Origin of the sequence: Nonomuraea sp. SBT364, assembly GCF_001083785.1 — a bacterium.
In the GTDB taxonomy this organism is placed as follows: domain Bacteria; phylum Actinomycetota; class Actinomycetes; order Streptosporangiales; family Streptosporangiaceae; genus Nonomuraea.
The window spans coordinates 1-22,271 of sequence record NZ_LAVL01000134.1 but is presented as its reverse complement, the minus strand read 5'-3'; the positions used below and the strand labels follow the sequence as shown (position 1 = coordinate 22,271).

At 65.5% G+C, this 22,271-nt stretch carries 25 protein-coding genes and 1 tRNA gene; 16 read left to right on the top strand and 10 right to left on the bottom strand.

The genetic code is table 11. The features are described 5' to 3' along the window. Nucleotides 1-120: 120 nt before the first annotated feature. Together ADY59_RS50625 and ADY59_RS50620 are read right to left on the bottom strand one after the other, a co-directional pair. Nucleotides 121-4,767, bottom strand: coding sequence for an ATP-binding protein (locus tag ADY59_RS50625; protein ID WP_156325952.1), 4,647 nt, complete (start codon nucleotides 4,765-4,767; stop codon nucleotides 121-123). Nucleotides 4,768-5,697: 930 nt separating this feature from the next. After that, nucleotides 5,698-6,981: a PIN domain-containing protein gene (locus ADY59_RS50620; protein ID WP_156325951.1), complete on the bottom strand. Its 1,284-nt coding sequence runs from the start codon at nucleotides 6,979-6,981 to the stop codon at nucleotides 5,698-5,700. A 429-nt stretch (nucleotides 6,982-7,410) separates the two neighbouring features. Between ADY59_RS50620 and ADY59_RS36510 the strand changes: the two genes are divergently transcribed. Then, a complete protein-coding gene (locus ADY59_RS36510) occupies nucleotides 7,411-7,848 on the top strand; it encodes a GNAT family N-acetyltransferase (RefSeq protein ID WP_049572439.1) in 438 nt (145 codons plus the stop codon). Between the two features lie 48 nt (nucleotides 7,849-7,896). Here the strand turns inward: ADY59_RS36510 and ADY59_RS36505 are convergent, their stop codons facing one another. Beyond that, nucleotides 7,897-8,634, bottom strand: a complete 738-nt coding sequence (locus ADY59_RS36505) for an XRE family transcriptional regulator (RefSeq protein WP_156325950.1) — start codon at nucleotides 8,632-8,634, stop codon at nucleotides 7,897-7,899. A 158-nt stretch (nucleotides 8,635-8,792) separates the two neighbouring features. Between ADY59_RS36505 and ADY59_RS36500 the strand changes: the two genes are divergently transcribed. From ADY59_RS36500 to ADY59_RS36485, 4 genes are read left to right on the top strand one after another with little or no spacing between them, the layout of a single operon-like run. After that, nucleotides 8,793-9,146 carry a hypothetical protein gene (locus ADY59_RS36500; RefSeq protein WP_049572436.1) on the top strand — a complete coding sequence of 118 codons (354 nt, stop codon included), beginning with the start codon at nucleotides 8,793-8,795 and terminating at the stop codon, nucleotides 9,144-9,146. A 4-nt stretch (nucleotides 9,147-9,150) separates the two neighbouring features. Continuing rightward, a complete protein-coding gene (locus ADY59_RS36495) occupies nucleotides 9,151-9,636 on the top strand; it encodes a GntR family transcriptional regulator (RefSeq protein ID WP_082310681.1) in 486 nt (161 codons plus the stop codon). 48 nt (nucleotides 9,637-9,684) lie between these two features. After that, entirely contained in the window at nucleotides 9,685-10,269 is a 585-nt protein-coding gene (locus ADY59_RS36490; protein WP_049572448.1) for an HD domain-containing protein, read from the top strand. Between the two features lie 7 nt (nucleotides 10,270-10,276). Continuing rightward, nucleotides 10,277-10,939: a DUF6000 family protein gene (locus ADY59_RS36485; protein ID WP_053175497.1), complete on the top strand. Its 663-nt coding sequence runs from the start codon at nucleotides 10,277-10,279 to the stop codon at nucleotides 10,937-10,939. On the opposite strand, the gene ADY59_RS36480 is transcribed toward ADY59_RS36485, so the two are convergent. Both ADY59_RS36480 and ADY59_RS36475 read right to left on the bottom strand, forming a co-directional pair. Beyond that, entirely contained in the window at nucleotides 10,936-11,412 is a 477-nt protein-coding gene (locus ADY59_RS36480; protein ID WP_049572434.1) for an NUDIX hydrolase, read from the bottom strand. The genes ADY59_RS36485 and ADY59_RS36480 overlap by 4 nt on opposite strands. Beyond that, nucleotides 11,412-12,152 (bottom strand): helix-turn-helix domain-containing protein, encoded by a 741-nt coding sequence (locus ADY59_RS36475; RefSeq protein WP_049572431.1) that lies wholly within the window; start codon nucleotides 12,150-12,152, stop codon nucleotides 11,412-11,414. The genes ADY59_RS36480 and ADY59_RS36475 overlap by 1 nt, the downstream gene beginning before the upstream one ends. A 147-nt stretch (nucleotides 12,153-12,299) precedes the next feature. Between ADY59_RS36475 and ADY59_RS36470 the strand changes: the two genes are divergently transcribed. Further along, on the top strand, nucleotides 12,300-12,506 hold the full coding sequence (locus ADY59_RS36470; protein WP_049572430.1) for a hypothetical protein: 207 nt from the start codon (nucleotides 12,300-12,302) through the stop codon (nucleotides 12,504-12,506). After that, nucleotides 12,503-12,694, top strand: a complete 192-nt coding sequence (locus tag ADY59_RS36465; RefSeq protein WP_049572426.1) for a hypothetical protein — start codon at nucleotides 12,503-12,505, stop codon at nucleotides 12,692-12,694. The genes ADY59_RS36470 and ADY59_RS36465 overlap by 4 nt, the downstream gene beginning before the upstream one ends. On the opposite strand, the gene ADY59_RS36460 is transcribed toward ADY59_RS36465, so the two are convergent. Beyond that, nucleotides 12,654-13,022 (bottom strand): winged helix-turn-helix domain-containing protein, encoded by a 369-nt coding sequence (locus ADY59_RS36460; protein WP_049572423.1) that lies wholly within the window; start codon nucleotides 13,020-13,022, stop codon nucleotides 12,654-12,656. The two genes, ADY59_RS36465 and ADY59_RS36460, sit on opposite strands and share 41 nt — an antisense overlap. A 110-nt stretch (nucleotides 13,023-13,132) precedes the next feature. On the opposite strand from ADY59_RS36460, the gene ADY59_RS36455 reads away from it, so the two are divergent. The 8 genes from ADY59_RS36455 (at nucleotide 13,133) to ADY59_RS48100 (ending at nucleotide 18,638) form a co-directional block, all read left to right on the top strand. Further along, nucleotides 13,133-13,462 carry an SCO3933 family regulatory protein gene (locus ADY59_RS36455; RefSeq protein ID WP_049572419.1) on the top strand — a complete coding sequence of 110 codons (330 nt, stop codon included), beginning with the start codon at nucleotides 13,133-13,135 and terminating at the stop codon, nucleotides 13,460-13,462. Then, complete coding sequence (locus ADY59_RS36450) at nucleotides 13,455-14,774, top strand: FtsK/SpoIIIE domain-containing protein (protein ID WP_049572417.1); 1,320 nt, start codon at nucleotides 13,455-13,457, stop codon at nucleotides 14,772-14,774. Before ADY59_RS36455 ends, ADY59_RS36450 begins: the two co-directional genes overlap by 8 nt. 21 nt (nucleotides 14,775-14,795) lie before the next feature. After that, nucleotides 14,796-15,443 (top strand): DUF2637 domain-containing protein, encoded by a 648-nt coding sequence (locus ADY59_RS36445; protein ID WP_049572414.1) that lies wholly within the window; start codon nucleotides 14,796-14,798, stop codon nucleotides 15,441-15,443. Between the two features lie 20 nt (nucleotides 15,444-15,463). After that, nucleotides 15,464-15,625 (top strand): DUF3970 family protein, encoded by a 162-nt coding sequence (locus ADY59_RS50615; RefSeq protein WP_156325948.1) that lies wholly within the window; start codon nucleotides 15,464-15,466, stop codon nucleotides 15,623-15,625. Between the two features lie 3 nt (nucleotides 15,626-15,628). Continuing rightward, on the top strand, nucleotides 15,629-15,751 hold the full coding sequence (locus ADY59_RS53560) for a hypothetical protein (protein WP_269433672.1): 123 nt from the start codon (nucleotides 15,629-15,631) through the stop codon (nucleotides 15,749-15,751). A gap of 96 nt (nucleotides 15,752-15,847) precedes the next feature. Further along, entirely contained in the window at nucleotides 15,848-17,239 is a 1,392-nt protein-coding gene (locus tag ADY59_RS36440; RefSeq protein ID WP_049572411.1) for a replication initiator, read from the top strand. Beyond that, entirely contained in the window at nucleotides 17,236-17,421 is a 186-nt protein-coding gene (locus ADY59_RS36435) for a helix-turn-helix domain-containing protein (RefSeq protein ID WP_049572410.1), read from the top strand. The genes ADY59_RS36440 and ADY59_RS36435 overlap by 4 nt, the downstream gene beginning before the upstream one ends. After that, a complete protein-coding gene (locus ADY59_RS48100) occupies nucleotides 17,418-18,638 on the top strand; it encodes a site-specific integrase (RefSeq protein WP_063780898.1) in 1,221 nt (406 codons plus the stop codon). The genes ADY59_RS36435 and ADY59_RS48100 overlap by 4 nt, the downstream gene beginning before the upstream one ends. 87 nt (nucleotides 18,639-18,725) lie before the next feature. Here ADY59_RS48100 and ADY59_RS36420 read toward each other — a convergent pair. The 4 genes from ADY59_RS36420 to ADY59_RS36405 form a co-directional block, all read right to left on the bottom strand. Next, nucleotides 18,726-18,798 (bottom strand) — tRNA-Thr (locus ADY59_RS36420). Between the two features lie 21 nt (nucleotides 18,799-18,819). Further along, entirely contained in the window at nucleotides 18,820-19,776 is a 957-nt protein-coding gene (rlmB, locus tag ADY59_RS36415) for a 23S rRNA (guanosine(2251)-2'-O)-methyltransferase RlmB (protein ID WP_049572403.1), read from the bottom strand. Nucleotides 19,777-19,794: 18 nt separating this feature from the next. Next, nucleotides 19,795-21,192, bottom strand: coding sequence for a cysteine--tRNA ligase (cysS, locus tag ADY59_RS36410; RefSeq protein ID WP_049572400.1), 1,398 nt, complete (start codon nucleotides 21,190-21,192; stop codon nucleotides 19,795-19,797). 21 nt (nucleotides 21,193-21,213) lie between these two features. Continuing rightward, nucleotides 21,214-21,600: a PPOX class F420-dependent oxidoreductase gene (locus ADY59_RS36405; RefSeq protein WP_049572398.1), complete on the bottom strand. Its 387-nt coding sequence runs from the start codon at nucleotides 21,598-21,600 to the stop codon at nucleotides 21,214-21,216. A gap of 54 nt (nucleotides 21,601-21,654) precedes the next feature. On the opposite strand from ADY59_RS36405, the gene ADY59_RS36400 reads away from it, so the two are divergent. Continuing rightward, a partial coding sequence (locus tag ADY59_RS36400; RefSeq protein ID WP_049572396.1) for a hypothetical protein occupies nucleotides 21,655-22,271 on the top strand: 617 nt, incomplete at its 3' end.

Sequence of the window (22,271 nt, the reverse complement as noted above, 5' to 3'; positions counted from 1 at the left end):
GTGACGGACGTGATTGTGGTGATCAACCCGTCTACCAGGGGTTTCGCCATGCCATCAGGCGAATGTCGACCTTGCGATCATGCTGTGATCAGCAGCCCGCCGCACGGGGATGAAAACGGCTCACTTTGGACTGCTGACGATCAACTCGCGGTGATCAGCGAGGTAGCCTTGTATGAGCCGTAGCACTGCACTCAGGGCCAATGGCTCTCGCGCATAGTGGACGTCACCTCCAGCCGCTCGGACGGCCACGAGGAGCGCCCGCTCGGGTGCCTGAATGCTGATGTGATCTAGCGTTTGGATAATATGATGAGTAACGCTGGGGTGGTGCACAATACTGTAGCCCTCCAGCAGCGGGAAAGCTTGTTCGGCGAACGCTTTCCACATCATTAGGGTGGCCTGTTCTTCCTGGGACTCGCCACTATCGGCCGCACCACTTGCGTAATAAATGTTCTCAACGACGCTCTTGGCGATCTTCACTGCATTGGTCGCTCGTTCTACATCCGAGGCGGCTGCCACATTCTGCTCAGTCCATGCCTCTCCAACTGCGGCAAGGGGGAGCTTGAGCAAAGAAAAAGCCCGCTGTTGTGAAACCGAGGAGCTCGTATCCTTTGGACTTAGAAAGCGCCGCAGCCAAGCCGGAACCAACGCCGCTCGACGAGGATTCTCCAACGGGCAGGATAGCCAAGATTGCAGAGTATTGTGGGCGTAGGGGGTCCCATATTCAGCGGCCATAACGATGAGCAATTTTACGCTCACCTCAGCGCGGTCTTGGTCGCTGAGCTTTGTGTCACCACTCGGGCCTTCCGCAAGGATTTCCCATTGAGGCTTGGTGGCGATGCGCCGGAGAATCTCATCAACTTCGATGGGGTAGGCGTCACGATACCCGCTGAGCAACGACACCAACATCGCCTGCACCTGCGAGTCCATTTCGGAGCATAGCCGCACCTCGAGATCCTCAAGGGCCGCCTCCTCTTCTCCAAAAAGGAATGGAATTGCTTCCGCGCTCAGCATTCGGTAGAGCGCATTAGGCGAGTTAAGGAAGGGGATGACGGCCGCCGATAGTTCGTCGCGAAGCTCAGCTAGCCATTCATGCCTCCTCGCGAGAGCAGTGACGCCCTCTACGGACTCCGAGGTGATCGTGACACCCCATACTCGCCACCCAGGTTCGACCTTGTCATGCTGCGGAGGGTTCGTTGCTGATGGCAGCGCTGCCTGGAGAACAGCCAGGACGTCACGCCCCAAAGGCCGCCCAGGCCGAGCGAGTCCACTATGCGCAAGTTGCCGCGCTCCTCGGACCAGCAGGAAATAATCTTCTTGTGCGATTGTCTCAGATGCGCGAGTCAGGAGCTGTTTTCGCAGGGCCGGCCAACTTTCGGCAAGCTTCTCATATCCCATCCCACGTATTGCCGGGTCATGGTCGCTCGTTCTTTGGAGCGCCTCAGCAACATCGGCAGAAGGGCTCTCACCTGCGCCAACGTCGCAAGCGTTGTCATCCCGTGGTTCCCCTGCCAACCAAGGCAGTGAGTTGTCTATAAGGTCACTGTCTGCGTTACCACGAGAGCGCCGCCGGTCATCTCGGCCGCTACTGGCTAGCTCCTCTAGGTGCCGGAGCGCTTCAGGTTCGCTGACCTTCCTAAGATCGAGTGCGCCTAGAAGCGCATCGCGTTGGCGGCGCTGCCAATCCTGCCTGTGGGGATCGTCAACCTCGTCGGTCTCTAGGCTCGTAGCGCTGAGGATCGCTGCCTCGATCCGACGGTGAATCGCAATGTCAAGTTCTGGCGATAGGCGAGCGGCTACGAGCCCCGCTGCGCCCCGCGTCTGGTCTCGCTCGAAGATGCCGGTTTCCAGCGCCGGAACAAGCAGATGCGCGAGAGCTGGCGACTCGGCGTTGGCCGCCTGCATCAGGAGACGCTGCCAGACCTCGCCATGCGACAAGGCGGAGACCATGAGCTGGACAACCCGGTGAAGCCCCTGCTGGTCGACGCTGCCGTTTCTTTCAGCGTTCGTCAGCCCTGAGCTCGCGCGCTCAGTGCTCGCCTGAAGCTCAACGATGACGGCGTCGACAGCTGTGTCCAGCTCGGAGTGCCCTCCCGCGTACCGCAGAGTATCGCCGTAGCGAATGCGTGGCCTCCGGCCGTTATCAGTGCTGCGGTCGTACTGGAACATCCGTGGTACTTCTACAATCCGTATGAGCATCTGAACGGCAGCCTCAAGATTAGTGGATGCAACCTCGGGAAGGTTCTTACAAACGCTCCAGCGGAGGTGATTCAGATCTTGCTGAAGATTGCTAGTGAGTCCAAGAATCTGACTATCTGAGATTATGGTAACCTGCTGTCGGTCTTCTTCGTACTCCCAGGGCGTTGCCGCGATTTCAACAGCCAGTTCCGCATTTCTCTGAGCGATATCCGGCAAACACTCAATGAGCACTCTGACTATCTCGAAACCCCATGCTCGCAGCACTTCATGTGAAATTGCCATACGCACGATCTGCTCGCAACCAGTTCCGTCGATGGAGATTGCGCGAGCGAGAGGCCGTGCAAGCATCCTCCCAATTCGCGCTCGGGCAGGATCGTTGACGTCATCCAAGGCCACAGTCATGCAGTCACCGACGACCTGCACCCAAGAATTTGTCGCTTCTGTGTCGGACCGAGACATTTCGGAGCCAGCCGCCCGTCTGAGCAGCTGGGCGGCATCCAGGGCAAGAGAGACGTCATCGGTGGCACGAGCCGCACGAGCCAGGTCTCCAATAAATGGCGAGAATACCCCGAAAAGGCTAGACTGCAAATCCGAGTTGGCTATCGCGGCAGCGATCAAGAATGCCATGCGGCGAGCGTTAGACTCCGGGCTCTCACCGATTGCCGAAGCAGGGGTGCCGCACAAGCATGCTTCCGCAAGACGAGCCAAGTCATCGGACGAACGAAGTTCGCGGCTACATGCGGTGGCCGCTGCAGCGGCGGCTAGGTGATGCCCTGACGTCTCGGCGTTGAGCCTGAGGGCGAGCCGCCAGAACTCTTGCCTTGTCGGGTCACTTCGCCAGGCGATGGCCAGCCGGTAGTCCAAGCTGGGCCGCAGGAGCAGCGCCAGGTTAGGCTCAGTGTCCAACTGCTCTGCAAGGCTCTCTGCACGGGAGGTGTCGCCGAGCGCCGAAATGCCGGCCGCAAAGTCGAAAAGCACTGGATGGCTGAATGCGATCGGCGGCTGTGGCTGGCCAATCGCCTGCGGCAAGTCACGAAGTACGCCGTCGCTTACCAAGCCCTGCAAAGCAGCGGCATCGGCGTGAGGCAGGGGAGTGACCTGCTGCCGGCGACCAGCGATCATCTGTGCAACGACCTGTGCGAGTGTTGAAGCTCGCTCCCACGGATTCCTGCCACCTTCAACTACCCGCACCCGCCAATAGCAGTCGAGCAAGTCAAGCCGGTTGCGAATGCTGCTGGGCTCGAGGAGGGCGCCGTCAGCCAGCAGCTGCGAGGCGATGTCCAAGTTGAACGGGTTACTCAAGAGCCGCTGCATCCTGCTTCCGGCGGCTCGGAGGAGGTCGGCAAGCGCGGGACTTTCTTGTAGAAGGCTCTCCAGCTCCCCTGGTGGCAGATCCTCGACCAGAAGGTGCCGGACGGTCTGAAGCGAGGAATCAGAATGAGCAGGATCAACGGGCGCACCGCGGAACATCGCACGCCATTTGTGGCCGTTACGCAGGTCGAAGCGCCGGACAGTGGCAACGATCTCCCAGCGGCTACCTGCAAGCTGCTTGGCCAGCGTTGGCAGCCACTGTGAGGGATTCTCCCCACGGGTCTGGTCCAGGCCATCCAGCAGTAGCCTGCCGGGACGAGTACCTGACCAGCCCAGCAAGATGTCCTTGAGGTCGTGCTCGAGGTTCAGCTCCGTACGGGTCTGGCCAGCGGACGCTCTCAACTGCTCAGCGCTCAGAAGGACCACGTCGTTTCCCCGATCGACCAGATCGGTAGCCAACTGGCAAAGCAGTGCCGTCTTACCTGTACCAGGCTCACCGGTCAGCGCGAAGCTGCCCTCCGCAGCGTGCAGGGTCGGCCCCACTTCTCGCTCAAGCGTCAGGCCTCCTTCGGGAGTCGTGAGGGTGAGGGCACTACCGAGCACCGCAATGTTGCTTCTGGTGACCTGCCATAGCTGAGCAATGTCCCTCCGCAACCGAGTTACTGGCCTGAGGCAGAAGCGTCGTTCTTCGAGCTTGGCCACTAGTGCATCGCGGTCAATCCATCTTTGGCTCTCCCCTAGTTCGTGGCCGATGGAGACCAGCGCCTCCCAGAGGTCGCGCGCTTGGTCCTGGTCGACCAGCATGTCGCTGAGCATCACCTGAACCGTTTGGTATTCGAGCCCATCGTCGCGCAGGTTCAGAGCTCGGACGACGAGGGGGCGGAGGAGCCGCCGCAGGGTGGCGTCATCGGCCGGTCTGCCTTTGCATTCCTCCCATAGCCGCCGAAGATGTGCGAGAAGCACGTTGAGGGCCTGACGCTCAGGTTGGTTGGTAGCAGTTTCCTCTAGGGGAACCACCTCAGGATTGGTGCGCAGCCGATCCGTCACTCTAGCCAGGTGATCCCTGACGGTAGCTGGCGTGTGTTCATCACCAAGCAACAGCACCAGGTCGAGATTTCGGTCAAGGGACCGCAGCATGTGTTGGTTCGGCGGTGAGCTAGGAACCTCGTCGATTACGGCGTCCACGAGTTGCCGAAGTGCCTCAGCCAGTGCGCCGTCTTCAGCTCTGGTGAGCTGGAGACTCTTCTTTGCCTGGACCATCAGCCAACCGCCCGCATCTGTGACGGCGCCGACGTCGTCGACGGGCCGCGCGGTCTGGCTGCCAACACCGACTATGCGGTGGCCGGAGGCCCAGCCAGGCAGTCGACTCTCAGTCAGTAGGTGCGCTGCGAACCAGGCCAGGCAGCGATCCTCATGCCCGACGCCCCCCGAGGTTCCGGCCCCACCCGTCGATGACCGTGTCACTGCTTCGTTCCTCCCGCTTCCTCCGCCCCATCTTCGCGAAATTAGTCAGGTGGCGGAGGCGAGACACGTAAGTAGGATCGAAGATTGGCCACGGGCTGTGGCCGCAGCCGCCTCGGCCGGGCTGCTTCTTGAAACGTCCCTAAGTACCCGCTTTGGCGCCCTCGCCGCTCCGACTCTAACCGGCAACTCACCCCCTTAGCAGTCCGGCGGCCCGCCCGGCGTCCAACAGCATCAAGATAGCCAGAGCGCATAAAGCAGGCATGGAGATCTTCGACGACACCAGCGACCGCCCAGCCACCTTAAGAGGGCCCAAAGTCCGCGATCGTCACGGCTCCAGCCACCACACCGCCTTCTCGGCCGTAGGGCAGGACAGATGTTTCGTCAATCAGGTCCAGGCATACCTGAGCAGCAGTCTTGAATGATCCCCATGCGGCCAGGTGAGATAGTGCTGCTGTACTGACTGCTGTACAGCGCGGAGTTCACCCTTCGACGCCGGCGTCCATGGCGAGCCACGCCGCCAACGCTGCTGCGTCGCTTGTCCAGCATGCCCTTGGAGGCTGTAGAACGGACGGCAGCCCCGGAAATCGACGGCAAGAACCGACGAAGTCGGTTCGCGGCAGCGATCGCCCCAGCCCAAGATACGGGCACCGAAGTGAGCGATCGTCACGGCCCTAATTCACGTCGACGCAACTACCTGATGCATCACGAACGTCAAGCTTGCCTTATCTATGTTGATTCTTCGATTCTCCTAAGGGCATTGATGATATTCAGTGTCCCCCCGGAGTCTCCGTCCCATACCACAATTTCCAAGTTATCCATATAGACGCTAATCTCCTCGCGTGCACTCTTCGGAATCTCGACATTTGTCACCAAAAGGACGCCCGCAAGGGATTGGGAGGTGAATGGGTTTAACTTGCGCTCAGCAAACCTTCGCAGTTGCGACCTAAGCAACTTCTGTGATGATGTGTCGAAGAACTTAGTAACTACAAAAACAGGGAATTGGTCGTTCAAACTAACAACAAAACCGCTCCCATTGTCCAGCCGCTCCACTGTTGCTCCAGGAAGTTCACACAGGAGCGCGTGCACCTCGCGCGCGAAGACCATGTGCTGAATGGCACCGCGACCACCGGGATATGCCAAGTCCGCTTCTAGTTGAGATATCAGCGACTCGACTTCGCGGCTGATCGAGGAGGATCCCCGCTCGTAGTAGTTCGTGACAACTTCTTGTGCAGCTTCGATAGTAGCCACACTTACTGCCGCATCGACGTACTTGTTGGCACTCCGCAGGAAGCTGCTGGTCGTCATTATAAGAAATGGCACCTCTGCCTTTTCGACCATCTCCTCATAGAGTTCAGGCCGCGGCCCCAAGGCTCGCCCTTGATCTTTGCGCCACCAGTCCTCCTTCACATCGTCTGTCACCAATAGCACAGGCACCCTGCGTTTGGACGCTTGGAGAATAAGCTGGTGCCACAATACATAGTCGCCCGTGGAGTCATCTTTCTTCTTGTCTTTATAGCCGGGAGGTAGGTTCGATTCAGCTCTACGCGCAGCCTCGGCTACCGCCGACTCAAGCTCTTTTTTATCTAGAGCCTGCCCTATCTTGTTTTCGAGAAGTACATCCAGCCGACCGATAACGGGATCTTCACTCACCCCCGCCTTTCGAATTCCGGACTTGATTTTCTCGATCTCGTCGCGGATACTCTTGACCGCCCCTTCTAGCTGCGTGGTTAGATGAGCCTTCGTAGAAGGGTCTAGTGAAACCCGGTTGGCGAAAGCATTTATTTGACTCGTCGTTGTTTGTAGCGATGCATCGAGATGTGCGTTGAGCGCATCGAAAGTGGACTCATGGTCTCGGATAGCCGACAGTCGCCGTCGCGAGAATTCCAGGCCAACCTGATGCGGAATCCAAAGATTGTCTTGAAGCTTTTCAAGAACTTTAAATAGTTCGTCGCGGGCCGACGGAAGATATCGGTACAGGTTGAGTAGCACATTAGCGTCTAGAGCGATCAAACCACTAGCGAACACACTCCCCAGAAGCTCTTGGCTGGGAGGATAGTAGGCTCCGAAGCTGTCTGTTAGGCGTGGCATGAGACTCTCTTCCGATGCTTTCGCGCGACTAGTCGAGTCCAGTTGTTCCGAGAGTAACGAAACCTCTCCTCGATGACCATTGGGACGTGATGGATCAAGAGGGCAGAATCTAACACATAAGGCACAATGCTGAATCGCGGAGTGCCAGTGCCGACCTTGCGTGATGCCCGCGTCCTTTGGTGCGGCGGGGTGGCCGGGCGGGACCGGCCCGGAGAGGCCGCACGCCCGCCCGGACCGCCCGGCCGCCCGCCGCCCATCGGGCGGCGGCTTGATGACGTGCAGATAAGTTGCTTTCTGATCTTGGTTCGTGTCCAGGCCTGGTCTTCCGATGCGTCGTCGTAGGCTCGCTGCATGGGTGTTGAGATTGAGGTCATCCGAGAGGCGAGTCAGGAACTCGTGGTGGCCTTCAGCCGGCTCTTGCCGCAACTGTCCTCGTCGGCGAAGCCGCTGGACTTTGAAGCGGTCGAACGTATCGTGAGAGGTGACGGCAGCACGATCGTGGTCGCTCGCGCGGGCGGTGAGATCGTCGGGACGTTGACCTTGCTGTTGTTCTCCATCCCCTCTGGAGTACGTGCCCGGATCGAGGATGTGGTGGTCGACACCGCAGCGCGTGGCCAGGGAGTTGCGGCGAAGCTCACTCAGCATGCTCTGGGGTTGGCTCAGGATGCAGGAGCGCGAACCGTCGATCTCACCTCGCGCCCGGATCGTGAGGCGGCGAACCGGTTGTATGAACGTCTTGGCTTCCAGGTCAGGGAGTCCACGGTCTACCGGTTCGCGATAGAGGGGTAGCATCCCGCACTCTTACCAGTGGTAGGCCGGTGATGGGGCTCACGCCGGTCAAGCCAATCCCTGGTGGAGGGGCTGGGTGGTGTCCCACACCCTTTCGAAGCTGGTGATGTAGGCGTCTGCCGGTCCTCGGTCGCCGGTGTGCGATAGGTGCATGACGGGGGAGTTGGCGGCGGGGGTGCCGTACGCGTGGGTGTTGACCAGCAGTTCCCGATCGGCTCGGTAGATGGAGTTGTAGAGCACAGTCTGGTGGAGCCGGATCTCGACGCCTGGGACGTCGCGCAGCGATCGGTAGAGCGTGAGCGCGTTCCTGACCCTCGCTTTCATGATTTCGGCGCCGATCCCCTCGTCGACTCCTCGCGCGGCCACCTTCTCCCCCTCTGGATCACCTAGCAGGATGCGCACCGTGACGCCAGCCTCGGCGCGGTCCGCCAGGATGTCGAGAACGCCCCAGTCCTCGGCGAGGAAGAGCGCGCTGTAGGCCAGGATGCCGATCTCCTGTCGGGCTCCGCCGAACAGGTTGCGCCAGACCGTCTGTGGGACGGCCCAGCGGTGCGGGTAGATCGCTTGTATGCCGTCGGCGAGTGCTTGGTGTCGTGGCGCAACCTCGGGCCATAGCTCGGCCTCGTCGACGTGAAGCAGGTCGGCAACGGCCCAGCGGTGGCGCGGGTAGGGGATGCGTCCTTGGAGCCATCGGCTGACGGTCTTGGGGTCAACGGCCAGGGCGGCGGCGACGTCGGTGGTATTGAGGCGGGCGGCGGCCAGTGCGTAGCGGAGGTTGTCGTTCATGGGGCCTGCCTGTTCCTCTCGCGAGATGACCCTGTCCTGCGACGTTAACATCAGACGTCCCAAGACGTCCCCAAGTTGTGGTGTTCCCGCCCCTGCCTCCGGGGCGACGCTCGACCCACACCCCATGAGCCCGCACCGGACGTCAGGGAGACGAAGCCATGCACACAAGCAAGACCCTCAAGGAGCAACAGCACGCCTACACCCAGCGGCTGCTGGCCTCCTTGTGCAAGCACCTCGCCGAACGCGGCATCGCGAGCGTTCTCGTCATCACACAGGACGGCCGCCCCGCCCTTGACGTCACCGACACGCACTGCCGGACGCGTCGGGTGTTCGCCCACCTGTCGTTCTGCTGGTTCTACTGGGGCGACCGCAACGAGGAACGGGTGTCGTTCCTGGAAATGGCCGACGCCGTCGACCGGATCGAGGAGGCAGCGGAACAGGGCTGGCACGAGGGTGAACAGGGCGACCTCAGCATCAACCTCGACAGCATCCTCGACACCTACCGCGGCTGACCCCGTGTCGACCGGCCGATGGCTGACGGGCGGGCGGGTCTATCCTCGGATCGCCGCCCGCGTCCGCGAACGCATCCAGGCGGGCGAGTTCCCGCCGGGCACGGCCCTGCCGTCTGAGGCGGAGCTGTGCCGGGCGTTCGGGGTCGCGCGCAACACGGTACGGCGCGGTCTGGCGATCCTGGAGGACGAGGGGCTCCTGGTCTCCGTCCCGTCCAAGGGTCGCGTCGTTGCCGGCACCGGCGCGGCGGCCCCGTACCTCTACCAGAGCATCGCCGCGAGGCTGCGCGAGCAGATCGCACAAGGCCACCTCGCACCCGGTGCCGGCCTGCCCAGTGAGGCCGAGTTGCGGCGCCGGTTCGCGGCCTCGCGAAACACTGTTCGGCAGGCTCTAGCTCTCCTGGAGCAGGAAGGGCTGGTCGTGGTCAGGCATGGCCGGGGCCGGTTCGTCCGGGTACGAAACGCCGATGGTGAGACGTCCTGGGACGTCTAGGCTCGCCCTCTGGATTCGCCCCCGGACTTGCTGCCTATCGTGTACCACGTGGGACAAGTTGAGTGGGCCTACGACCTGGCCAAGGATCTGCTGGAGACGACGCTGCCCCGGCGCTGGGCACACACCCGGGGAGTCGCCGACCAGGCCGAAACCCTGGCGCCGATCCTTGGCCCGGACACCGAGACCCTGATCGCCGCGTGCCTGCTGCATGACATCGGGTACGCGCCGGATCTGGTCGACACCGGCATGCATCAGCTCGACGGCGCCCGCTATCTACGCGACATCGCCAGGGCCGACGAACGGCTGTGCCGTCTGGTGGCCTACCACTCGTGCGCGGACAACGAGGCGCGGCAACGGGACCTGCTCAACGTGCTGGTCAAGGAGTTCGACCAGGAACGGCCTGACTTGGCGCGGGCCCTGACGTACTGCGACATGACCACGAGCCCTGATGGCCGGCACTTTGACGTACGTGACCGGCTGGCCGAGATCCACTCCCGCTACGGCCCCGAGCACGTGGTCAGCCGGTCGATCACCGACGCCACCCCATGCATCGTCTCGTCGGTGCGGGCGGTGGAGGCGGCGCTTGCGGCCAAGGCTGGACCTGGGCCTGATCATTCATCGCTGACAAGCTGATCTCGTGATGCGATTACCGCTGCCGCTCCATGTCCGCCAGGGCCTCGTGGTGCGCCGTTACGTCGTCACCGGCCGGGGGTCGGTGCGTCGGTATCTGCGGCTGCTCGGCGGGTTCGTGTTTCTGATGTCGGACCGGCAGGTGGTGCGGTTCGGGCGGTCCTTGGCCAGGGACGCGAGGCGGATCGCTGACAGCGATCTGGAGATGCTGCTCGCATCGGAGTGGCGGTGCCGCTTGACCGCCGCGTGGTTGATCGGCCTGGATCGGCGTACGCGGTTCCGGGAGCGGCTGGGCGCGTTGCTCCTGGAGAGTGAGTATCCGTACGCCGGGGAGGGCTACTGCTTCGCGCTCGCACGCTTCGGCGAAGAGCGTGACGCGGAGATCCTCACGGCCTACCTGGATCGGTGGCTCCCGGAGGACACCTGCGACTACGACCAGGGTGACGCGATGGGCGCGCTCCTGTACCTGGACGAGCTTCACTCGGCCGATCACGCAACGCGGTTCCTCGCCGCCGGCGGCCTGTGGGAGAACTCGGCCGTGGCTGACCGAGACCCTGCCGCGGCGAAGGCGCACATGGAACTGCTTCTCGGGTTCGCCGCGTGCTGCATGACCGGCCGCCCCGAGCAGTGGTTAGCGCATCGCCGACGCTATGTGGACCAGCTCGGGGATTAGCCGATGTACGGGGATGAGAGCTCGGACAGGTAGTGCTTGATGCGCAGGTACATCGAGCGGTCCATTTGAAGTCCGCCTACCTGGTTGCGTGGCACCCAGCGGACTTCGCGGGACTCGTCGCTGGGGGTCGGCTGGCCGCTGATGGCTCGGGCGGTCAAGACGATGGAGAACTCCTGCCGTGCTTCGCCGTTGCTGGTGTAGAGGATGACGTGGCGGGGGTCGCTGTAGGTGCCGGCCAGGCCGGTGATCTCGCAGGTGATGCCGGTCTCTTCGAGCGTTTCGCGTACGGCGGCCTGTGGGATGGACTCGCCCAGGTCGATGGCTCCGCCGGGGACGGCCCAGTTGTCGTTGTCGGTGCGGCGGATCATCAGCAGGTCGCCGGCCTCGTTGGTGACGATGACGTTGACCGAGGGGACGAGGCTGTTGAGGGCGGGTGCGTCGGGATCGTCGTAGAAGTCGATCCGGCGGGCCATCAGCTCTCCACCGGCGTTGCCTGGGCCCAGACCTTCTCGAAGCTGTCGGCGTACGTGGCGACCATGTCCCCGCCGGCCACCCGTCGCAGGTGCAGGACGGGCGCGTTTCCGGCGCGGGTGCCGTACACGTGGGTGTTGATCAGGTACTGGTCGTCGGCGCGGTAGATCGAGTTGTACAGCACCGTGCGATGGAGCCGGATTTCGACGTTCTCCAGGCTGCTGATCGGCCGGTACAACACCAACGCACTGCGGATCTGCGCGGCCATCCCATCGCCGACGCCCTCATCGGCACCACGCTGGGCCACTTCGGCGCTGTCGGGGTCGCCGAGCAGGATGCGCACCCGTACCCCGGCCCTCGCCTTGTCGCCGAACAGCCTCACCATGCCGCCGTCATCGGCGAGGAACAGCCCGCTGTAGACCAGGACGCCGATCTCCTCGGACGCCCCGCCGAACAGTCGTCCCCAGATGTCCCGAGGTACCGCCCAGCGGTGCGGGTGGATCGCGATCACCTCGCTCTGGGAGGCGGCGGTGACCTGTTCACGGGTGAGGGCGTCCGGCCACAGGTACGACTCGTCCACACCCAGGTACGAAGCCGCGGCAAAGCGGTGCTTTCGGTACGGCTCGCGGCCCTTGGTGACCCACCTTTCGACGGTCTTGGGGTCGACCTCGATGGCCTGGGCCAGATCCGCGATGGACACGCCTTTCTGCAACAGGGCTGCGCGTAGCCGTTCGTTCGCCATCTCACCTGCTCCGAGGGACGTCCGGGGACCTGGCCATCGTAGGCCGGACGTCTTGAACATGTCCCGTCGTGTAGTGATCTCGTCCTGACGCTGCGTCGCATTCTCAGTTCGCAAGCAAGAACGGCGACTGAGAAGGAGGCGATCCCCATGACTGACGAGATCTACCCGGACCCCACCTGCGAGTGCAGCGCCCGCCTGGACGAGGGCGAGACCCGGTGCCGCAAGTGCCGCTCCCGTGAGCGCTGGATCAAGAAGCAGGCCGGCAAGCGCAGGCATACCAGCCGGCGCGGCGAGACCCGCCGTCCCCCGCGCGCTCCGCGCGGCCTGGCCGTGGCGGGGGTGATCTGGTCATGACCATGATCCCGCTGATCATCGCTGGAGTGCTCGGCGTCGCGCTGCTGGTGGGGTACGTGACGGTCCTGGTCGGCATCCGCCGCGAGGACAAGGCGCTCAGCCTGCGCCGCAGCCCTGACGGGGCGTCGGCGTCGCTGGCCCGGAAGGTTACCGGCTGCTACGTCCGGAACGGCGTGTCGTGGACGTAGCCAACTGCTCCTCGACCTTCGCCAGCCGGACGGCCAAGTCCTGGACGGTGGCGCGCAGCTCGGCCAGCTCGTCGCCGACCTCCGGGGCCAGCGGGAGTTCGTCGGCGGCGCGGACGAACACGCCCTTGCCCTGCTGGCCGATCACCAGGCCCTCGGTGCGCAGCACGCCGACGGCGAGCTTCACCACCGACAGCGAGGCGTCGTACTGCTCGGCGAGCTTGGTGGTGGACGGCAGCGGGGTTCCGGGCGCGAGAGAGCCGCCGCGGATCTGCGCGCGCAGGTCGTCAGCGATCTGGAGGTAGGCGGGCTGCCCGGTGTTTTTGACCATCGCCCTTCTATCTCACCACGAATGTTCGACCTGGCCAACCGAGGGAACATTGACAACCGAGCCAACTAGGTTAACTATGTTGCTCACGATGAAAGAGGAGGTCACCACCCATGCGTACCGTCCCGATCCCCGTGGATGTCAGCAAACTCGCCATCACCTGCGTCAAGGCTCCGCGCCCGCGCGTGCTCAACCGCGACACCGGCGAGATCAAGACCGACAAGAACGGCAACACCGTCTACGAAGTCACCGTCTCGGTCGAGGACGAGTTCGGCCGGATCGAACTCGTCAAGATCGGCGTCACCGGTGAACCGCCCGTCGGCGTCGGCGACCAGGTCAACGCGGTCGGCCTGCTCGGCTACGTCTGGGAGATCGCCGGCCGGTGGGGCATCGCCTACCGCGCCACCGCGCTGCTCCCCGTACGGGAGGCCGCCGATGTCTGACGCGCTCCTGCTGCTCACAGCCTTCGCCGTCGCGGCGGCGGGGCTGTGGGCCTGGCGCCGCTGGCACCACCCCTCGTTCTGGCTGGCGGTCGGCTTCCCGATCGTCGCCCTGTCCGTCCGCGCCTCCTGGCGGCGGGTGGCGCTCGGCTGCGGGCTGACCAAGAAGCGGCAGCGCTGGTGGTTCACCACCGTCCCCGGCGCGATCGCCTCGACCGGCCTGGTCAAGGTCCGCCGCCGGTTCCAGCGGGTCGCCGTCGACACCAAGCCGTTCATGTGGCTGCCGCTGCCGACCCGGCACGGCTGGCGCGTCAGCCTGCACACCCTTGAAGGCCAGACGCCGGGCGACTACGCCGACGCCGCCGAACGGCTCGCCCACTCCTGGGGCGTCCACGCCGTACGGGTGTCCTCGCCTCGGCCCGGCCGGGTCGTGCTGATGGCGACCATGCGCGACCCGCTGGTCACCGTCGACCAGCTCCCGGCCTCGCCTGAGCTGCTCAAGGTCACCGTGGGGCGTCTGGAGACCGGCAAGCCGTGGGTCATCGACTTCCGCACGGTGCCGCACTGGCTCAACGCCGGGGCGACTCAGTCCGGCAAGTCCAACCTGGCCAACGCGCTCATCGTCGGCCTCGCGCCACAACCGGTCGCGCTGGTGGGGTTCGACCTCAAGGGCGGGGTCGAGTTCACTCCGTATGCGCCCCGGCTGTCGGCGCTGGCCACTTCCCGCGCCGAATCCGTCGACCTGCTGTGTGACCTGGTCGGGCTGATGATCGACCGGATGGGGCTGTGCCGTCAGGCTGGTGCCCGCAACATCTGGCAACTCCCGCCTGCCATCCGCCCCGTCCCGGTCGTGGTCCTGGTCGACGAGCTGGCCGAGCTGTACCTGATGGCCGACAAGAGCGAGAAGGACGAGATCGCCAAAACGTCGACAGCCCTGTTGCGGGTGGCGCAGCTCGGGCGAGCGTTTGGCATCTACCTGTTCTGCTGCGGCCAGCGCATCGGCTCCGACCTTGGCCCCGGCGTCACCGCCCTGCGCGCCCAGTGCTCAGGCCGGATCTGCCACCGCGTCAACGATCCGGAGACGGCGACCATGACCCTCGGCGACCTCGACCCGGCCGCACTCGTCTCCGCCCGCGCCATCGCCGCCGAGACACCCGGCGTCGCCATCGTCGCGAGCCAGGACGGCCAGTGGTACCGCGCTCGCTCCTTCTACGTCACCGAGCAGACCGCCGAACACGCCGCCCGCACCCACGCCCACCTCGCCCCGGACTGGGACGAGATCACCGCCCACCTGCCCGCACCCGTCAACGCCTGAACCACGAAGGGAGGGGCAACGATGCGACGCTTCGCCTGCTGGTTGCTCGACACCGGCCCCGTCCTCGTCCTGGCCGTCATCGCGGGAGCCGGATCGTTCACCCACATCCGCGACACCGCCACCGAGCACGGCCAGACCGGCTGGATGGCCTGGGCCGTCGCCGTCTGCATCGACCTCACCTGCGTCATGGCCGCCCGCGAACGCCAACGCGACAACAAGACCGGCAAAGGCCGGCCCGGCCGCATCACCTGGCCCGTCCTCGTCCTGACCGGCGGCATCATCCTGTCCCTGGCCGCCAACCTCGCCCAAGCCGAACCGACCGTCTGGGGCTGGATCACCGCCGCCACCCCGGCCGCCGCCTTCCTCATCGCCGTCTCGATGCTGGAACGCCGCGTCACCCGCACCCGTACCGAACCTTCCGCCGTCCCAGCACCCTCGCCCGTCCTAGCCCCGTCGCCAGTCCCCGAACTCGTCCCGCACGACAAGCCGGACGACAACGGCCCGCAGGACGGCACCTTGGCTCCGGCCCTCGTCGACTACGCCCGCCGCGTCGCCGATGAGCACCACACCAAACACGGCCGACCCATCACCCGCGACGCCCTGCGCACCCACCTCGGCGTCTCCAACCAGCTCGCCTCAGACCTGCTGCGCACCCTGCACACCGCCTGACCGGAAAGGAACCAACAGGCATGCGAGTCCGCATCGACGGCACCCGAGCCGAAATCGTCGACGCCCTGTTCCGCCTGCGCCTGCACTTCACCGTCTACGCCGTATCCCGCGCCTATCCCGACCGCGCCCACCCCGACCACTGGCGCGTCTACCTCACCACCCGCCCACGCGAAAGGAGGTAACCCATGCTCGCTGAGCTGCCGGTGATCCACTACCGCTGCTGCACCTGCAACGGCACCGGACTGCACTCCGAAGGCGACCGGTGCGCCAACTGCGACGGCACCGGCATCGACAACCACGGCGCATAACGCGCAGCGCCCCCGGCCTGGCCGCACATCCGCCAAGACACACGCCAGGTCGGGGGCCATCCCCATCACCCGAACGAGTGAGAGGAGGTCCCCATCATGCCCACAACCCACGCCAACGCGCACGCCATCACCGGCATGATCAAGCGCCTCAACCGGGCCGACTACGACCGCTGGGCAACCCAGATCCGCCACACCGGCGGCTGCCGCCAACCCATCCACCTACGAGGCAAAGTCGACCACTACGACCGCGCCACCGGCCAACTCCTGCACCGCTACACCACCCGCACCGAACCCGACGGCATCCTGCGCGTCCCATGCAAGACCCGCCGCGCCTCCCGCTGCCCCGCCTGCGCCGAGACCTACCGAGCCGACACCTACCAACTCATCCGCGCCGGACTCATCGGCGGCAAAGGCGTCCCCGACACCGTCACCACACATCCAACGCTGTTCGTCACCCTGACCGCCCCATCCTTCGGCACCGTCCACGCGCGCAATGAGAAGAACGGCAAGGCCCAGCCCTGCCACGCCCGCCGCAACGCTGAAACGTGCCCGCACGGCCGCGTCATGTCCTGCACCGAACGCCACAGCAAGGACGACCCTCGCCTCGGTGAACCGCTGTGCCCCGACTGCTACGACTACACCGGCAGCGTCCTGTTCAACGCCCTGGCGCCGCTGCTGTGGAAGCGCTTCACCGATTCCGTACGCCGCCACCTCGCCAAGACCGGCGGCCTGGCCCTCAAAGACCTCCGCCACCACCTCACCCTCTCCTTCGCCAAAGTCGCCGAATACCAGCGGCGCGGCGTCGTCCACTTCCACGCCGTCATCCGCCTCGACGGCCCCGACGGACCCACCACACCACCCCCGGCCTGGGCCACCGCCGACGCCCTCACCCAAGCCGTCGGGCACGCCGCCAAGGCCGTCACGGCGACCGCATCGGCCCACACCAACCAACCAGCGCGCGTCCTGCGCTGGGGTGCCCAACTCGACATCCGGCCCATCACGTTGGGCGGCGACCTCACCGAACAAGCGGTGGCCGGCTACATCGCCAAGTACGCCACCAAGGCCGCCGAATGCGTCGGCACCCTCGACCGCCGCATCAACCCCCTCGACAACCTGGAAGCCTTCAACCTGCGCGACCACGCCCGCCGCCTCATCACCACCTGCATGCACCTCGGCGCCCTGCCGGAACTGGCCGAACTCCGGCTTGCCGACTGGGCCCACATGCTCGGATTCCGCGGCCACTTCTCCACCCGATCCCGCCGCTACTCCACCACCCTCGGCCAACTCCGAGCAGCTCGCGAACACCACGCCCGCGACCACGACATCACCACCGGCCGCCTCCCCCTCTTCGACGAAGACACCGTCCTCGTCATCAGCGAATGGGAGTACGCAGGCAAGGGCCACTCCCTCGGAGACGCCCTCCTCGCCGCTGCCCTCACCAGGACACCGCTGCCGACGTCTCAGCACCCCGGCGGTAGCCGCTCATGACCCGGCTACTGCTCACGGTCCCTGAGGCCGCCGAAGCGCTGTCCATCTCGCGCAGCAAGCTCTACCAACTGCTCGCCACCGGCACTGTCACCTCGATCCGCATCGACGGCTCCCGCCGCATCCCCGTCTCCGCGCTCACCGACTACGTCACCCGCCTGACCAGGAAGGAGGCAGCCGTATGACCAAAACCCTCGTCGGCACGCCGGACGAGCAACCGCGCAAGAAGAAGGCACCCAAGCTGCGCGACGGCGTCATGAAACGCGGCACCACCTGGTCGTACGTGATCAGAGTCCGTGACCCTGAAACGGGAGAGAGCAAGCCTAAATGGGTAGGCGGCTTCACCACAGAGGACGACGCCAAAGCCGCCCGCGACGAAGCCCGTGTAAAAGCCCGGCGCGGCGAATACATCGACCGGAACACCATTACCGTCGCCGAATACCTCGCCGAGTGGATCGAGGGCCACGCCGTCGAAATCAAGCCGCACACTCTCAAGGGCTACCGCGACATGATCCGCCTCTACATAACCCCACGCATCGGCACCGTACGCCTCCAGGCACTACGCCCTTCGGCGATCACCAAGTTCTACCGAGACCTCCTGACCAGCGGCGGCAGGAAGAATAGCCCTCTCGCTCCCAACACCGTCAAGCACGTCCACACGGTGCTGCGAAAAGCACTCACGGACGCCGTACTCGTGGACGAGCTCCTGCCGAACAACCCAGCGGAACGGGCCAAGCTCCCTCGGGTCTCATCCACAGAACCCGGCATGGTGTGGACACCCGCCCAGCTCCGGGCGTTCCTTCAGACCGCGCGAGACCATCGCCTCTTCGCCTTCTTCCACCTCGCCGCCTACACGGGCGCCCGCAGAGGCGAACTGCTCAACCTCCGCTGGACAGACGTGGACCTCGACAAGCCCCAAATCCACATCACAGGGACCGCCGCCGTCCTCGACCGCCAGCGCATTGAAGGCACCACGAAGAGCGGCCGTTCCCGAGTCGTCTCCCTCGACGCGGGCACGGTCAAGGTCCTCAAGGCCCACCGCGCCCAACAGGACGAAGAACGCCTCAAGCTCGGGGAGTCCTGGAAAGGCGGCCACGCTTACGTCTTCACGACCGGCTGGGGAGATCCAATCTTCCCCGACACGCCCAGTTCCCTGATGCCCAAGCTCATCGCCACCCACAACAAGCAGAACCCAAGGACGCCACTCCCCCACGCCCGCCTGCACGACCTCCGCCACATCCACGCCACCACACTCCTGATGGCCGGCACCCCCGTGCACGTCGTCGCTGCCCGCCTCGGCCACGCCGACCCCGCCATCACCCTGCGCGTGTACGCCCACGTCATCCACGAGCAGGCCGCCACCGCCGCCGACATCTTCGCCCAGGCGGTGGCCTCCTGTTAGCAAGGGTGTTAGCAAGATCCCGACATTGTCCTGACAAACGAAAAGCCCCTGAACCGGAATCACCAGTTCAGGGGCTTCTTCATGCAGAGCCGACGAGGGGAATCGAACCCCTGACCTTCTGTTTACAAGACAGATGCTCTGCCGATTGAGCTACGTCGGCACGGCCTACCAGTGTAGACGGTCAACCACGCCGGTGACGAGCGACCTCGTACAACGTCACTCCCGCCGCCACCCCCGCGTTGAGCGACTCCGCCGCCGATGCCATCGGGATGCGTGCCACCACGTCGCAGTGCTCGCGCACCAGCCGCGACAGCCCCTTGCCCTCGGAGCCCACGACCACCACCAGCGGCTCGCCGAGCAGGTCGACGTCGCCGATGTCCGTCCGCCCCTCGCCGTCGAGCCCGATGACGAACAGGCCCGCCTCGCGGTATTCGCGCAGGGCGGCCGTCAGGTTGGCGGCCCGGGCGACCCGGAGGTTGGCCAGGGTGCCGGCGGACGTCTTCCAGGCGCCGCCGGTGACGCCGGCTGATCGCCGCGCGGGGATCAGCAGGCCGTGGGCGCCGAAGGCGGTGGCGGAGCGGGCGATCGCGCCCAGGTTGCGGGGGTCGGTGACGCCGTCGAGGGCCACGATCAGGGGCACCTCGGCCGCGTCGTGGGCCAGGTCGACCAGCTCCGACGGGTGGGCGTAGTCGTAGGCCGGGATCTGCAGCGCCACGCCCTGATGGACGGCGCCTTCGGTCAGCCTGTCGAGCTTGTCGCGGGTGACTTCGAGCAGGGCGATCCCGCGCTCAGCCGCGATCTTGATGGATTCCCGTACGCGGTCGTCGTTCTCGATCCGCTGGGCGATGTAGAGGGCGTTGGCGGGCACGCCGGCCTGCATCGCCTCCAGGACGGGGTTGCGCCCTCCGATGAACTCGGGGGCGTCTTCCGAACGCTTGCCGCGGGGGGCCGGGCGGCGGCCGCCGCGGTCTTCGCGGGCGATGCGCTCGGCCCTGGCCTTGTCCTTGTACCAGTGGCGCGCTTCGGCGGGCGGGGTCGCGCCGCGGCCCTCCAGACCGCGTCGTCCCTGCCCACCGGCGCCCTTGGACGGGCCCTTCTTCTTCGCGGGCCTGCCCGACGCCCTGCCACCAGCTGCCATGCGTCCAAGGGTAACGGGTCACGCCTGGTGGCTGAGCTCCCAGCGCGGGCCGTGGGGGGTGTCCTCGACGGTGATGCCCGCTGCGGCGAGCTGGTCGCGGATGGCGTCGGCCGCCGGGTAGTCCTTGCGGGCACGGGCGGCCTTGCGCTGCTCCAGGGCCACCGCGACCAGGGCGTCGACCACCGGCTTGAGGTCGGAGCCGGCCGTGCGCCACTGCGGGGAGCGGGGGTCGAGGCCGAGGACGTCGAGCATGTTCTGGGTTTCGGCGAGCAGGCGGGCGACCGCCTCCTTGTCGCCCTTGGCCAGCGCGACGTTGCCCTCGCGTACCACCTCGTGCACCACGGCGAGCGCCTGCGGGGTGCCCAGGTCGTCGTCGAGGGCGTCGGCGAACGCCTGCGGGAGCGGCGCGTCGGCGTCGACGTCGTGGATGACCTCGGCAGCGCGGGTGACGAAGCCCTCGATCCGCTGGTAGGCGGCCGCGGCTTCGCGCAGGGCCTCCTCGGAGTATTCGATGGAGGAGCGGTAGTGCGGCGCCGCCAGGTAGTAGCGCAGCTCGACCGGGCGCACCTTCTGCACCATTTCCGGGATCAGCAGCGAGTTGCCCAGCGACTTGCTCATCTTCTCGGCGCCGATCTTGAGCATGCCGTTGTGCATCCAGTAGCGGGCGAAGCCGTCGCCGGCCGCCTGGGACTGGGCGATCTCGTTCTCGTGGTGCGGGAAGATCAGGTCGATGCCGCCGCCGTGGATGTCGAACGTCGGCCCCAGGTATTTGGTCGCCATCGCCGAGCATTCCAGGTGCCAGCCGGGACGGCCGGGCCCCCAGGGGGTGGGCCAGGTCGGCTCGCCCGGCTTCTCGCCCTTCCACAGGGCGAAGTCGCGCAGGTCGCCCTTGCACGTCTCGTCCTCGGTGTCGGCGGCGGGGCGCATGTTCTCCAGCCGCTGGTTGGAGAGCTTGCCGTAGTCTTCCTCGTAGGAGCGGACGTTGAAGTAGACGTCGCCGCCGGAGGCGTAGGCGTGGCCGCGCTCGATGAGGCGCTCCATGAGCACGATCATCTCCGGCACGTGCCCGGTCGCGCGCGGCTCGACGGTGGGCGGCAGGCAGCCGAGCGTGTCGTAGGCCCAGGTGAAGGCTCGCTGGTTGCGCTCGGCGACGACGAACCACGGCACGCCTTCCGCGGCGGCCACTCGAATGATCTTGTCGTCGATATCCGTGACATTGCGGCAGAAAGTCACGTCATATCCGGATCGCGCCATCCAGCGGCGCAGCACATCGAAGTTCACGCCAGACCGGATATGTCCGATATGAGGGGGAGCTTGCACGGTGGCACCACACAGGTAAATCGACGCCCGGCCGGCTTCGACCGGAACGAATTCACGGATGGCGCGCGTGGTGGTGTCGTAAAGGTGCAGGCTCACGAAGGCAAGGCTAACGCCTCTTCACCCTCGCAGCGTGACCTTCTCCGGCTTGATACGCACGATCACCCGCTCGGCACCCGGCTTGTCCTGGAACGGCCCGCCCGTGTACTTGTGCGACAGCTCCTGAATGAGCGCGCCCTCCGGGTCGTCCTCCATGGTCACCCGCCCCCGTACCTCGACATAGCGGTACGGGTCATCCGGGTCGATCACCAGCAGGCTGGTGCGCGGGTCGCGGTCGTAATTGCGCGGCTTGCGACGCCCCTTGACCGTCGAGAACAGCACGTCGTCGCCGTCCAGGCGGACCCACACGACCGTCGACTGCGGCGAGCCGTCAGGGTTGACGCTGCTCACGGTGGCGAAGTTGGGCGCGTCGAGCAGCTTGCGCGCCGCCTCGGAGAGCTCGGTCATGATGCTCCTCTGGATCGGTCCGGGCTTCCATTCTTCTGTAGGCTCGAAACCGCCATGGACGTGACTCCCCCCTCTACGCTCCGCCGGCTGGGCATCGCCCTGGCCGGGCTCGCCGTCGCCGCCCTCACCGGGGCCGCGTGCGCGCTCTCCTTCGACGACCTCAGGGCGCTCGCCGTGCGCGGCGAGGCCAGGCCGGATCTGGCCTACCTCTATCCGGCCGGGTTCGCGGCGCTCCTGGTGGTGGCGCTGATCAGCGTGCTGCTGCTGCGCTCGGCGCGGACCCTGGTCCGCGTGCAGGCGGCGGTGGCGCTGGTCCTGCTCATCGTGGCGGCCGCGGCGGCGGACGCCGCGGTGGCGCTGCGGGTGGAGTTCCAGGTGGCGCCGACCGCCGTCGGCGTGGCGATCGCGCCGTGGGTGATGCTGGCGGTCGCGCTCTGGCTGTGGCTGCTGCTGATCAAGCACGTACAGGATCGCAGGACGTCCGGCGCCGGCCACGGCACGGACGAGGACGACATCGTGCCCTTCCCTCGCGCCGTCGGCGCGCAGGAGAAGCCGCATCGGGAGCCGTACGAACCGCCCCGCGCGGAGCCGCTGCCCGACACGCGGCTCGACCGGGAGCACCGGGCCCGCCTGGAGACCACGCCGGTCGTGGGCCCCACCCCCGCCCCTGA